Raw genomic sequence first — 13,068 nt, 5'->3', positions numbered from 1 at the left:
AACAACAAGACTAATTCAGTGAGTTATTTTTTTTCGATTTGTTGAATAAAAAACTCTTCAAGGGAGTAACGCGACAAGTTCATGGCAATAATTTTACCCTCCATGATACGAAGACTGGCAAGAAAATCATAGTAATCGTCTTGTAGTGTACCTTGCCAGGAACCATCAGGTTCAAATCTGAGAGTAGGTATCCATTTTTTGAGAATTTCCCAGTCACCACCTTGTCCTTTGACGTGATATGTGTTTTTTGTGCCTAAGAGTTCATTAAGGGAACCAGAGCAAATTAATTCACCTTGAGCGAGGATGGCAATGCGATCGCAAATCTGTTCTACTTCACTAAGAATGTGGCTGTTAAAAAAAATTGTCTTACCAGCGGCTTTTAGCGCCAGGATAATTTCCCGCATTTGGTAGCGTCCCACCGGATCAAGACCAGACATCGGTTCATCAAGAAAAACCAAATCTGGCTCGTTAATTAGCGCCTGTGCCATGCCAACACGCTGTAACATTCCTTTGGAATAGCGGCGCAGCAGCTTTTTGCGGGCATCGGCTTGGGATAAACCCACTAATTCCAGCAGTTGGGGAATGCGTTGGCGTTGTTCACTTTTGGGAATTTGGAATAGCCCAGCTGCTAGCTGCAAAAATTCCCAGCCAGTGAGATAGTCATACAAATAAGGATTTTCCGGCAGATAGCCGATATGTTGCTTAACATTGCGATCGCCTAGTGGCTCACCCAATAATAATCCCCGTCCAGAAGTAGGACGAATAATTCCCAGCAACAATTTTAAAAGGGTGGTTTTACCAGCACCGTTTGGCCCTAGCAACCCAAAGGTTTCCCCTTTATTAACCGTTAAAGAACAGTTTTTGAGAGATACGACTTTTTGATTTAGCCAAAAACCAGTGCGATAGACTTTTCGCAACTCAGAAGTTAGGACTACTGGCGGAGTGTCTGTCGGGTTAAGTTGAGAATCAGGGTCATCTGCAACAGACTTCATCTCGATTAAATCGCTATTTACCAGCTTGGTATAAATTACAAGTTACCCGATAGGCTGATAATAACCATCACCAAGCAGTGTGTCAATTATTGGGGATTGGGGATTGGGGATTGGGAATTGGGGATCAGGGACTGGGGACTGGGAATAACTAACGCCCCATGCTCAATGCCCCATTTGACTCTTTTCAGAGAACGCCTTTAGAACTGGGAATGACACCAGCCCGACGGGGGTCAATTTCCACTGCCAACCGGGTTGCTCTCGCAAACGCTTTAAATGTTGCTTCAATAATGTGATGGGAATTAATGCCATCCAGTTGCCGAATATGCAGTGTCATTTGGCTATGGTTCACCAGTGCCACAAAGAATTCGCGCACCAGTTGGGTATCATAGGTTCCTACCCGCTGGCTAGGAATTTGCAAGCCGTAGCTAAGATGAGGACGTCCGGAAAAGTCTAGTGCTACCTGAACTAAGGCTTCATCCAGTGGTGCGAGAAAATTACCAAAGCGGACAATGCCCTTTTTGTCGCCCAGTGCTTGGTTCAAAGCTTGCCCTAAGGTAATGCCTACATCTTCGTTGGTGTGGTGGTCATCAATTTCCCAGTCTCCTTTGGCTTGAACATCTATATCAATCAGCCCGTGGGAGGCAATTTGATGCAACATATGATCCAAAAACGGAATGCCAGTTGCTGCGCTGCAAGTTCCTCTACCATCCAGGTTGATGGTAACTTGCACATTGGTTTCACCAGTGGTGCGGTGAACAGTAGCAATCCGAGGGGTTTTAGTTGACTGGTCGTAGCTTGAATTAACTTGGCGATTGGTTGTTTGCATGGGGAGGAGAAAAAGTTACAAGTTAGGAGTTATGAGTTATGAATTTTTAACTCCTAACTCCTCACTTTATCGCGTCACATTCCCATAATTTCATATCCTGCATCTACATATAGAACTTGTCCGGTAATGCCGCTGGACAAATCACTACACAAGAAAGCCGCAGCATTGCCCACTTCTAACTGAGTAACGGTACGTCGTAGGGGAGCTACTTCTTCTACATGATGAATCATATCCAAAATCCCGCCTACCGCTGAAGATGCCAAAGTGCGGATGGGACCTGCGGAGATGGCATTGACGCGGATATTTTGCGGTCCTAGTTCAGCCGCCAAGTAACGCACACTAATTTCTAACCCCGCCTTGGCAACTCCCATAACGTTATAGTTAGGGATTGCCCTGACACCGCCTAAATATGTCAGGGTGACGATACTACCTCCGTCCGTCATCAAAGGTTTAGCTGCACCACTTAACTGCACCAGCGAGTAGGTACTGATTTCTAAGGCGGTGTTGAAGCCTGAACGAGAGGTTTGGCTAAAATCTCCACTCAAATCATCTTTGCTAGCAAAGGCAAGACAATGGATGAGAATGTCTAGCTTTCCCCATTGATCACGGATTGCCTCAAAGGTAGATTGAATCTGTTGATCATTTTGGACATTACAGGGAAGAAATAAGCTGGGGTTGAGGGATTCTACCAATTCCGCAACTTTTTTCTCCATCTTGCCGCGTTCATCCGGCAGGTAGGTAATACCCAGGTTTGCTCCGGCTTTATGCAGCTGTTGGGCGATGCCCCAGGCGATCGAGCGGTTATTGGCAATACCTGTAATAAGAGCATTTTTTCCAGTCAGATTCAGCATAGAAATTATTAATGCGATCGATCATTAGGAGCATACTAGAATCTGAGGCACGTTTTGTCTTTGTTTTACACAGGATTTACAAAAATGAATATTGGTAAGAGTGTTTCCTGTGACAAAAATCTTGATTTTTCCTAAAGATATTCTCAAGATATCTTTATTTGTTCTTTAAAAAACCCTTTTTAATACAGCTATTGGAACTACTTATCAAGAACTAGTAGCTGAAAGGATCAACAATTATGTATCATTATAAACAAAGAGTTATGAAGCGATTAGTTTGAGTATAGGAAAGTACAGAAAGGTTGACGGTGCTTTATTCATTTTTCAGGTGTATTCTTAGGTAATCAGTTTTTGTTTTTCCGGCATTGGGTAGGGGAAGGGAGATGATCGTGACACAAGATAAAGCCCTAGCAAATGTATTTCGTCAGATGGCGACCGGGGCGTTTCCGCCAGTTGTGGAAACGTTTGAACGCAATAAAACGATCTTTTTTCCTGGCGATCCTGCCGAACGAGTTTATTTTCTTTTGAAAGGTGCTGTTAAACTTTCCAGGGTGTACGAGGCAGGAGAGGAAATAACGGTAGCACTGCTGCGAGAAAATAGTGTTTTTGGTGTATTGTCTTTGCTGACAGGAAATAAGTCGGATAGGTTTTACCATGCGGTTGCATTTACCCCTGTGGAATTACTGTCAGCACCAATTGAACAAGTGGAGCAAGCACTCAAGGAAAATCCAGAATTATCAATGTTAATGTTGCGAGGTCTGTCTTCGCGCATTTTACAGACGGAGATGATGATTGAAACTCTCGCTCACCGAGATATGGGTTCCAGGTTGGTGAGTTTTTTGTTAATTCTTTGTCGGGATTTTGGGGTTCCTTGTGCAGATGGGATCACTATTGATCTGAAGTTATCTCATCAAGCGATCGCAGAAGCAATTGGTTCAACTCGTGTTACTGTCACTAGGCTACTGGGAGATTTGCGTGAAAAAAAGATGATTTCTATCCACAAAAAGAAAATTACTGTGCACAAACCTGTTACCTTAAGTAGGCAATTCACATAAATGCAACTGGAGAAAGGGGAATCGGCGCGTGTTGTATTTTGAAAAATGACACTAATAGCTAGAGGTAAATCTAAAATTGAGTAATTTCTGCTATTGCCAATCTCCACTTATTTCCAGACAATGGTTAAAAGTAGTAGGCTGTATCTGGAAGGATTTCGGTAGCTAAAGATGACCACCGGATACATCCTCATCGCAGCAATTTTAATTCTGGGAGGCGTAATTGCAACCGTGGGTGATCGCATCGGCACACGAGTTGGCAAAGCCCGCCTCTCACTTTTTAATCTTCGTCCGAAAAATACTGCTGTACTAGTAACAATTTTTACGGGTGGTTTGATTTCAGCATCAACTTTAGGGATTTTATTCGCTGCCGATGAAGGCTTGCGAAAGGGAGTCTTTGAATTAGAGGATATTCAAACAGACCTCAGGCAGAAGCGGGAACAGCTAAAAACCGCAGAAACTCAGAAAAGTCAGGTAGAGAGTGAGCTAAACCAAGCAAGAATTGCCCAAGCAAAAGCACAACAAGACTTGCAGGTAATCAATCAATATTTGCAGGCGGCGAATGCCAAACAACGCCAAACCCAAGTTCAGTTGAACCGCACGATTAACCAACAAGCCCAAACTCAAACTCAACTCCAACGCACTCAAGGTCAGCTAGAACAAGTTGTACCTCAGTACCAAAAAGCTATAGCTGAATTGCAAAGCGTTTACAATCAGAGAAAGGAGCTACAGGCGGCAGTTGAACTACTAAAAACAGAACGTCAACGACTGTACGCTGAAGCTAAAAAAGCTATTGACGAAGCCAAAACAGCTATTGAAAAACGCGATCGCGAACTAGCTAACCGTCAAGAAGCCATAGAAGTGCGCGATCAAAAAATCTCCCAACTCGATCAGTTGATTCAAAAGCGGAATGTAGAAGTTGCAGCGCGAGAGCAAGTGATTGCCACACGAGAATCGCGCCTCAAAGAATTGGAAGCACAACAAGAGCAGCTAGAAATGGAAGTTGCAAGGTTGGAAAAATATTATCAGTCCTACCGCGACCTGCGTCTAGGTAAGCTGGCCTTAGTTCGTGGTCAAGTTCTGTCTGCTGCTGTAGTTCGTGTTACCCAACCTGGTGCTGCTCGTCAAGCAGTGGTACAACTTTTACAAGAAGCCAATCGCAATGCCAACCTAGAATTAAGTGAGCCTGGTGCAAATCCGGCAAATGTAGAGCTATTGCGCGTAACCCAGGATAGGGTTGAGCAATTAAGCAAGCAGATTGGCGATGGTCAAGAATACGTGGTGCGAATTTTCTCGGCTGGTAATTATGTGAGGGGAGAAAAGCAGATAGAATTTTTCGCCGATACAGCCCGGAATCAACTGGTTTTTTCGGGAGGTGCAGTGCTGGCAACGACTACTGCTGATTCCAAAACCATGACATCCTATCAATTACAGCAGCGACTGGAAATACTGATTTCTGCTTCCCAATTTCGGGCCCGGAACGCCGGAATCGTCGAAAATGTGCAAGTAGAAGGGACTTTCTTACGCTTTGTCACCCAATTAAGACAGTATAATCAACCATTGGAGATCAAAGCGATCGCAGCAGAGGACACTTATACAGCCGGGCCATTGAGAGTAAAATTAGTGGCAATAGTAAACGGACAAATCATTTTTAGTACTTAAAAAATAAAAAAATATTTGCACACTGTTATTAGTAAGATTTAAACATATTTGAACAGCAACTAAAATACTTGCTGTGATTGCATTTCTTGTTTACGAGATGCTATGAGAACGTTTCTAATTCTTAATTTTTAATTTTTAATTTATTATGATTTTCCGTGAATTTTCACCAACGCAACCAGTTATTTTGGGGTTTGATCCAGGTCGAGATAAGTGTGGTTTAGCGGTGATGGGACTGGATCGGCAACTGCATTATCATCAGGTCGTGCTAGCAAAAGAGGCGATCGCTACCATTGAGACACTGCGTCAAAAGTTTCCGATCTCCTTGATGGTCATGGGAGACCAAACTACAGCCAAGCAGTGGAGACAGCAATTATATCAGGAATTGACAGAACCGCTGAATATCATTTTAGTAGATGAGCGCTACACAACTTTAGAAGCACGCGATCGCTATTGGCAAATGTTCCCGCCCAAAGGGCTAATAAAGCTATTGCCCCAGGGTCTGCGACAGCCACCAAGACCGATAGATGACATTGTTGCCATCCTCTTAATCGAAAGGTACTTAAATCGCCTCACTGAATCAGCAGTCAGCCAATTTTAGATTTTAGACTTCGGCGTGAGCGCTCAGTCGAACGCTTTTTTCTCCAATCTAAAATCCAAAATCCAAAATTGAATGGCTCCTAACTCCTAAAGTTCCGCCCGAATAGTAAAAGCATAATCTCCTCCAGGCTCTAGCTGGTAATCTTGTTGCTCCAAAAATCGACCGAGGGGTTCTTTGATTAAGGCGCGGCCTTGGGAAGGCTTGACGGCAAGTTCTCCCCGGCGAAAATGCCACTGGAAATGCCACTCAAACTCACCTGCACTCACTTCACCCTCAAGGAAGCCGTGTTGCCAGGATTGGCGGGTAATTCTGACATGGGCAATGGTTTCTGGCAGACGTTTTGCACTCACAATGCTTTATGTCAAGTGTGGAATAACAGCCGCTCATGTAGGCTACTTATTTTATTTACTAAACATAGCTTAATTAGACAAACTGACAAAGTGAGTATTTCTAGTTGACTAGGTTGTGTTAATAAGCAAAACGACTCCAGTATCCTGAAGTCGCGGCTATACCCAATAAGGTTTCTTTAAGAGGATGTTTGAAAAGTCATGATTGATGTGTCAAATGTTATTACCCCACCTTAACCCTCCCCTTATAAAGGGGAGGAAACCGGATTTTTTTATTGTTTCCCCCCTTATAAAGGGGGGATTAAGGGGGGTAAAAATTTGACTAAAATCACAACAAACCACTTTTCAAACAACTTCTAAGGGGTTGCTTAGTAAGCGACTATCTCAGCACCAGCATCAATGTATCTCGTACCAGTGGTATCATGGGTACAGGTAAGAACCATTGTGGTTGGCTCAATTAAATTAGCGAGTGTAACCCCACTGATTGTAGATCCCAGAGATGCACCCTGTTGTGTTCCAACGACGGCTACGTGTTCAGAAAAATTCTGACCTGTTTCTCTGGCGCGGACAGAGCATCGCACGGTGTCATTCGCTCCAAAGTTTACAGCTGTCGCTGAATAATTAATTACCCACTGACCAGCAGGAAGAAAAATTTGCGTTAGTCTGAGTTGCTGACCTCCAGTAGTAGGCAAATAAAGAGTCTGTGTTGTCTTGGCAAAGAATGCAGTGTTGATTGCTGTTGCAGGCAGTGTTAAACTGACTACCGATCCAACAATAGTTAACAAGGAACTACCTAATGCTAATGGTTTCATATTTTAATTAATTTTTGGTTAATTACATCAAGCTAATAAGCTTTATCAACCTTGCAATGTAGTGCTAGTAGCTACATCATACATAATTTCTTAAAAAATCTTCATAAATCATAAATTATAGGTATTGAAACGATTTATGCAAAACATTGAGTATTTGTAGTTGACTAAGAAGAACTCACAAGTCAGGAGCCAGAAGCCAGAATGGCAAGTGTGTTAAGCATTCTATTTTCTCAATTGGAAATTCTGATTATTCCAGTTTTTTTATTGACAAGTGCTGATGTTAAAGTAGAGCAATAAATTTAGTGATGCCAATGCTTGTAATCATTATGTTTTTGATTCAACAAGCAAAGGGTAAACTTGGTATAATTTCAGTAAATTATAGATTGCCAGAAGTTTAAATAAGTCAAAACTGGGCAAGTTATTTTTGTTACGATCTTAGGAATGAGTTGATTTTATAAATTACATATCGGATGCTGCTTTCATCAGTGTATTGTGGATTAATTGGGATTTTCTTGAAGGATTTAAGCACAATTACAGCCCGATAAAGCTTGGAGTATTTATATTGCTTTGCTTGGATATCAAAACGTAAAATATATTCTAATGGATGTTCAATAATTTGGTTACCACGCAGACTTTTACGTTCGATAAATACCTTATCGACACTTTTATACAAGGTGCAGATAGTTACAGGTGATGTGGCGAAAAAAGCAGCGATCGCCATAATAATCAATGTAAATAAATTTAAGAAAAATAGATAATTCCGTTGATTCTGCTGCACTAATAGGGAAGTTTGCCCAGAGTTGATAAAATCGTTGATTTGAAAGACAACTTCTTGATTCTCTTGATAGCTAACATGTGACAGCAGAGCAAAGTCTCCAAATGGAGTCACAATCATAACTTGATAAGTTTTTGCTCCTTTGCTACCAGTCTTTGTAAGAATGTATGCTTCCTGGAGATCAAACATTTTGAGTTTCTCCATACTTCCCAGCAAATTAAACCGCTTCAATTCACAGTTAATTTGGTTTGGTGAAGGTCGAGTACAACTGAGACTAACTGAAGCAGAATCAAAAACTAAGCAGTAAATCAAAAAGCTTAAACAGATAGTAAAAATGCACCACCCGCTGAACCAATATCTAAGTGGTTGATGCTTTAGCTGCAATCTAGTACGGGTTTCCTCTACAATTTTCATCAGTGCCTGTGTATAGAATACTTAATCCCTAAGAAGAGTATTCCCCTGATAGCCCATTCACTTATCGCCAAATCTAAGTACTAGGGAAGATTTCCGATGAATCCCTAAAAAATCTTTGGCTAGCTGGTAGATAATTGGGGCAGAAAGCTATAGCTAGAAGTATGGAAACCAAACAGCTAGGAAAAACTGGTATCTTTGTGAGTGCGATCGGTTTGGGTGGTATGCCCATGTCAATTTCTAATCGCCCTCCCGAATCGGAATCAATCCAAGTTATTCATCGGGCCTTGGATCTGGGTATTACATTTATTGACACTGCCGATTCTTACTGCAAAGATGAGTCAGATAAGCACCACAACGAGAAATTAATTCACAAGGCACTTAGTAGTTACAAAGGCGATGTTAGCAAAGTAATTGTGGCAACTAAGGGCGGTTTGATGCGTCCCAATGGCAATTGGACAAGCAACGGCAACCCAGAACATTTGCGCCAAACAATTCAAGTCAGTTTTGAGGCGTTGGGTGGTGCTAAACCCATCGATGTTTGGCAATACCATTCCCCTGATACTAATTACACTATTGAAGAATCCCTTACACCAGTTAAAGAAGCAGTGGAGGCTGGTTTGATTCGGTTTGTGGGAGTTTCTAACTTTTCCGTTGAACAAATTAAGCAGGCGCGGGATGTGGTAGATATTATCTCGGTGCAGAATCAATATAGCCCTTGGCAACGACAGCCAGAAAAAGATGGCGTGTTGAAGTATTGCGAACAGCAAGGATTGACCTTTTTGCCTTGGAGTCCGTTGGGTGGTAGACGTCGCCATCAGGACTTGCAGGATATTCCTGCGATCGCTCAGTTAGCTAAAGAAAAAGGCGTGTCCGTGTATAATATAGTTTTGGCGTGGTTGCGTTCAAAATCGCCCGCTATCTTGCCAATTCCTGGTGCTAGCAAGATTTCCAGCATTGAAGACTCAGCAGAAGCTATGAATGTGAAACTATCTGATCAAGAAGTGCAAAAAATTGATCGGGCAATTTAATTATTTCATTAGCTTACATAGATTTAGCAGGGTGCAAAATGTAAAAGTTAAAATTCTTAGATTGCCTGCACTCAGCGCATAGAGAAAAGACATGATCTTAGAAACACACCGCTTGCTAATGCGTGACTTTATAGAGGCAGACTAGCAGGCGGTTTTTGTTTATCAATCTGATCCTTTGTACTTGCGTTACAACGATTGGACGCACCGCACACAGAAAAATGTTTGCGAGTTTATCCAGATGTTTATTGATGAGCAAAAAGAGCAACCACGCACAAAGTTTCAGTTAGCTGTTGTCCTCAAAGAAGAAACTCAGCTTATTGGCAATTGTGGTATTCGTGTAAACGACGCAAAAATGCGGGAAGCAAATATCGGTTATGAACTAAATACTCAGTATTGGGGACAAGGTTATGCAACAGAAGCAGCACAGGCAATTTTAAAGTTCGGCTTTGAAGAACTGGGAATGCATCGTATCTGGTCTTGGTGTGTTGCAGAGAATGTTGCTTCTGTAAGGGTATTAGAAAAAATTGGTATGCTTCGTGAGGGTCATCTACGAGAAAAAGAGTTAATTAAAGGTAGATGGTACGACAACTTTCTTTACGCTATCCTTGACCACGAGTGGAAAACATCACAGCTTTGTGTCTAGTTCTACTCCTTTCATGCTGAAAGAATACTAAAATATTTAAGTAAAAAGAAAATTAAGAGCCACACCGTGAGGTATACATATATTTTGAGAATTAATTGTGGAAAAGACAAAATAAAAATAGTCAATGATATTTTGGGTGTTGATACTAACTCTAATAATTGTTATTGGGAGCAAATACTTATTGAAGAAGCTTTTAACTCTCCAGTAAATTTTGTAGATAGATTTTTAAATCTTCTAGAAGACAAATATCAAAAGCTTTCTATGCTTGGGGTTCACAAAGATAATATATCCGTGTGGATATATTACGAATATGAAGAACAGTGTAATATGTCATTTTCACCAGAAGAGATGAAACGTCTAGGAGACAATCAAATTACTTTATGTATTTCATGTTGGGAATCGGATAGTAAAGATGCTCTATAAGACGCTTTTGAGATAAAAATACAATAAATAAAGCAAAATTGCATATAACAGTAGTAGAAAATTGGGCTTTTAGAGAATTACCTTCAAAAACACTATTCAAGTTATTAACTGGCTTTATTCCCCTGACGTATTTAGTACTAAATGGTCACTTTGGTAACAACAATGCTTTGCAGATGGTTCGCAAAATTAACTTGCACATAATTTCTAAGTTGCGCTCTGATTTAGAATTCATTATTATATATACCTTAAAAGGTTTTACTAGAAACGCGCAAATTTGAGACATTATTTATATTCTTTTGTAGTCTTTTTCAAAAATAAAACCGGATTTGTCTAGAGCGGATTAGTTAATATGTTCAGGTGGGATTGTCCCAGAAGCGATCGCATCCAATTTATCAGCATCAAGGATTATAATCGTCCCACCCCGACGATAGGTAATTACTGATTTGAGACTTTTTATTAACCGCACACATTCTTCGTAAGTAATGCCGCTACTCCGAGCCATGCGGTAATAAGATAACTTGACTTTTAAACACTCGCCTTGTGGACTTGAATTAGTTCCCGATTCAGTAGCAAAATATTGAATTAACCTGGCAAGACGAACAATAGCTCTTTCAGAAACTAATCCGTGGACTGTTTCATGCAATTGCTGAATCCGACTGTTAAAAACCATCAGCATTCGTAATGCAATTTCTGGATTTTGCCCAATAGCTTTTAATAAAGCATCTCGCTCTACAGTCAGAATCTCACAATCAGATTCAGCAGTCACAGTTGCCGGAGAAATTCCATTTCCTAATAAAGCTGGAGCCGCAAAAATTTCTCCAGCAGTTAAGGCGCGGAGAATCGTTTCTTTCCCCGTTATCGCTGTTTTGGTAACTTGAATTGATCCACTGACAACAGCATATAGTTTTGCTGGTAAGCGATCGCTCTCATGCAGAATAATCTCTCCTTTGCGATAGCGTTGCACTTGAGTGTAAGGTTGCAAATTTACTTTGTCTGCTGTTTCTAAACCTGAAAACACAATAATTTGTGAAAGTTGTTCCAGGGATGCCTGCATAATTAGCCCGATATTGCAAAGGCTGGACGATGATCAATCCAAGGGTTAGCCGCTTCTAATTGTGCTGCTAGACTGATCAGGGTAGCTTCAGCCGCAGGTTTGCCAATTAGCTGCACACTGATGGGTAAACCCTTACTATCAAAGCCTACAGGAATTGCGATCGCAGGTTGTCCAGTTGCATTAGCAGGTGGACAAGGGGCAACCCATTCAATAATATTTTGGAATGTCTCTTCTGGACTGAGCGAAGCCCATTCCCCAACGCGGATAGGTGAATGTAAATAAACTGGCAATACCAGCACATCCACGGTATCGAAAAACGCCACAATCTGCCGTACCACTATCTGCATTTGGGAAACTGCTTGCAGGTATTCTGCAACAGAACCTGTACGGGCAAATAGCCATCGATTCACTGGCTGCAAGGCTTCAACAGGAAGTCCTGACGCAGCTACCCCAGCTTGCCAAACGATTTGAAACGGTTCAACTAAACCACTAAAATCCGGGGATTTCTGTTCAACGTGGTGACCAAGTTGTTCTAATAACTTGACTGTTTGGCGGACACCTTGCTGACAGTTGGCGTCAGCTTCTCCCAAAGGAGAAATGCTAGTGTCAAAGGCAATTCGCAAAGCACCGAGTTTTGTCTGAGTGGCGGCGAGAAATGATGGTTCAGGATCGGGCAACCAGTAAGGATCGCCTGTGACATAGCCACTTATGGTATCCAAAAGGGCAGCAGCATCAGCCACAGTCCGGGCGATTGGGCCGTTGGCGGCAATTCCAGCAAGGCGTTCGCCCACAGGTGCTTTACTCACTCTGCCCCTAGATGGTTTTAGTCCCACCAAACCACAACAAGCCGCAGGCCCCCGAATTGAACCACCACCATCAGAACCTTGAGCGATCGCACATAATCCCGCCGCTACTGCCGCAGCTGCGCCACCACTAGAACCGCCAGGGGTGTATTCTAAATTCCACGGATTTCTGGCTGGGGGAAAACCCGTAGGTTCGCTGTATGGAAATGAACCTAATTCAGAAGTGGCTGTTTTACCGAGAATAGTAAACCCACCTTGCTTAATTCGCGTCACAATCCCATCATCATAGTTAGGGATGTTGTTCAGTAATGCCGGATTTCCAAAAGTACAGGTGACACCCGCTACAGCATTGAGGTCTTTAATGGAAATCGGCACCCCAAAAAATGGCGGTAGTTCGGAGGTAGTTGTCAATAATTCTGTTTTGGCTTTGGCATCTGCGATCGCTAGTTCTGCTGTCACCGTAAAATAACTTCCTAATTGGGGATTTAACTGCCCAATCCGTTTTAAATATATTTCCACCAACTCTAGCGGTGATACTTCCCGGCGACGAATTAATTGCGCCAACTCTAGTGCTGGGGTAAACGCTAAATCAACTTCATTCATAAGTTAGTGAATGGGTAATTTTGGCTTTCTCTGAAATTTTGAAACTTCAATTGTTACTTTAGCAGGATTTCCGGGAACTATACATTTTATAGCTCCTGAGATATGTCACTCACTCAGGATGCTCAAGATACAACAGGCGTGGTTATGTTCTTACTCAAGCCATTTTAATTGTTTCGCATAAACTTTCG

General features: G+C 41.9%; 14 protein-coding genes and 1 pseudogene. 7 read left to right on the top strand and 8 right to left on the bottom strand.

Annotation, left to right across the window (positions count from 1 at the left end):
• Positions 1–23: 23 nt before the first annotated feature.
• The 3 genes from V7K35_RS10760 to fabI form a co-directional block, all read right to left on the bottom strand.
• Entirely contained in the window at positions 24–992 is a 969-nt protein-coding gene (locus V7K35_RS10760) for an ABC transporter ATP-binding protein (protein WP_335078757.1), read from the bottom strand.
• 184 nt (positions 993–1,176) lie between these two features.
• A complete protein-coding gene (gene hisB / locus V7K35_RS10755) occupies positions 1,177–1,818 on the bottom strand; it encodes an imidazoleglycerol-phosphate dehydratase HisB (protein WP_335078755.1) in 642 nt (213 codons plus the stop codon).
• 74 nt (positions 1,819–1,892) lie between these two features.
• Entirely contained in the window at positions 1,893–2,669 is a 777-nt protein-coding gene (gene fabI / locus V7K35_RS10750) for an enoyl-ACP reductase FabI (protein ID WP_335078753.1), read from the bottom strand.
• A 380-nt stretch (positions 2,670–3,049) separates the two neighbouring features.
• Here fabI and ntcA point away from each other — a divergent pair, with 380 nt between their 5' ends.
• From ntcA to V7K35_RS10735, 3 genes are all read left to right on the top strand, one after another.
• A complete protein-coding gene (gene ntcA, locus V7K35_RS10745) occupies positions 3,050–3,721 on the top strand; it encodes a global nitrogen regulator NtcA (protein ID WP_010998529.1) in 672 nt (223 codons plus the stop codon).
• A gap of 168 nt (positions 3,722–3,889) precedes the next feature.
• Complete coding sequence (locus V7K35_RS10740; protein ID WP_335078751.1) at positions 3,890–5,380, top strand: DUF3084 domain-containing protein; 1,491 nt, start codon at positions 3,890–3,892, stop codon at positions 5,378–5,380.
• 145 nt (positions 5,381–5,525) lie between these two features.
• A complete protein-coding gene (locus V7K35_RS10735; protein WP_334793391.1) occupies positions 5,526–5,978 on the top strand; it encodes a Holliday junction resolvase RuvX in 453 nt (150 codons plus the stop codon).
• 86 nt (positions 5,979–6,064) lie between these two features.
• On the opposite strand, the gene V7K35_RS10730 is transcribed toward V7K35_RS10735, so the two are convergent.
• The 3 genes from V7K35_RS10730 to V7K35_RS10720 form a co-directional block, all read right to left on the bottom strand.
• Positions 6,065–6,328: a DUF3146 family protein gene (locus tag V7K35_RS10730; RefSeq protein ID WP_069070640.1), complete on the bottom strand. Its 264-nt coding sequence runs from the start codon at positions 6,326–6,328 to the stop codon at positions 6,065–6,067.
• A 365-nt stretch (positions 6,329–6,693) separates the two neighbouring features.
• Positions 6,694–7,137, bottom strand: a complete 444-nt coding sequence (locus V7K35_RS10725) for a hypothetical protein (protein ID WP_335078749.1) — start codon at positions 7,135–7,137, stop codon at positions 6,694–6,696.
• 427 nt (positions 7,138–7,564) lie between these two features.
• Complete coding sequence (locus V7K35_RS10720) at positions 7,565–8,116, bottom strand: hypothetical protein (protein ID WP_335078747.1); 552 nt, start codon at positions 8,114–8,116, stop codon at positions 7,565–7,567.
• 371 nt (positions 8,117–8,487) lie between these two features.
• On the opposite strand from V7K35_RS10720, the gene V7K35_RS10715 reads away from it, so the two are divergent.
• The 4 genes and pseudogenes from V7K35_RS10715 to V7K35_RS29660 all read left to right on the top strand — a co-directional run bounded on the left by V7K35_RS10715 (position 8,488) and on the right by V7K35_RS29660 (position 10,698).
• A complete protein-coding gene (locus V7K35_RS10715) occupies positions 8,488–9,354 on the top strand; it encodes an aldo/keto reductase (protein WP_335078745.1) in 867 nt (288 codons plus the stop codon).
• Positions 9,355–9,517: 163 nt separating this feature from the next.
• Positions 9,518–9,997: pseudogene (locus V7K35_RS10710) on the top strand (GNAT family N-acetyltransferase); the annotation flags it as partial.
• 66 nt (positions 9,998–10,063) lie between these two features.
• Positions 10,064–10,420: a hypothetical protein gene (locus V7K35_RS10705; protein WP_335078743.1), complete on the top strand. Its 357-nt coding sequence runs from the start codon at positions 10,064–10,066 to the stop codon at positions 10,418–10,420.
• A gap of 38 nt (positions 10,421–10,458) precedes the next feature.
• On the top strand, positions 10,459–10,698 hold the full coding sequence (locus V7K35_RS29660) for a transposase (RefSeq protein WP_442939711.1): 240 nt from the start codon (positions 10,459–10,461) through the stop codon (positions 10,696–10,698).
• A gap of 62 nt (positions 10,699–10,760) precedes the next feature.
• Here the strand turns inward: V7K35_RS29660 and V7K35_RS10695 are convergent, their stop codons facing one another.
• Both V7K35_RS10695 and V7K35_RS10690 read right to left on the bottom strand, forming a co-directional pair.
• Positions 10,761–11,474, bottom strand: a complete 714-nt coding sequence (locus V7K35_RS10695) for a Crp/Fnr family transcriptional regulator (protein WP_335078741.1) — start codon at positions 11,472–11,474, stop codon at positions 10,761–10,763.
• A gap of 2 nt (positions 11,475–11,476) precedes the next feature.
• Positions 11,477–12,880, bottom strand: a complete 1,404-nt coding sequence (locus V7K35_RS10690; protein WP_335078739.1) for an amidase — start codon at positions 12,878–12,880, stop codon at positions 11,477–11,479.
• Positions 12,881–13,068 lie beyond the last annotated feature (188 nt).

The sequence above is a fragment of the Nostoc sp. genome (genome assembly GCF_036917275.1).
GTDB lineage: Bacteria > Cyanobacteriota > Cyanobacteriia > Cyanobacteriales > Nostocaceae > Nostoc.
The sequence above is the reverse complement of the archived record's forward strand: the minus strand, read 5'-3'. Positions and strand labels throughout refer to the sequence as shown.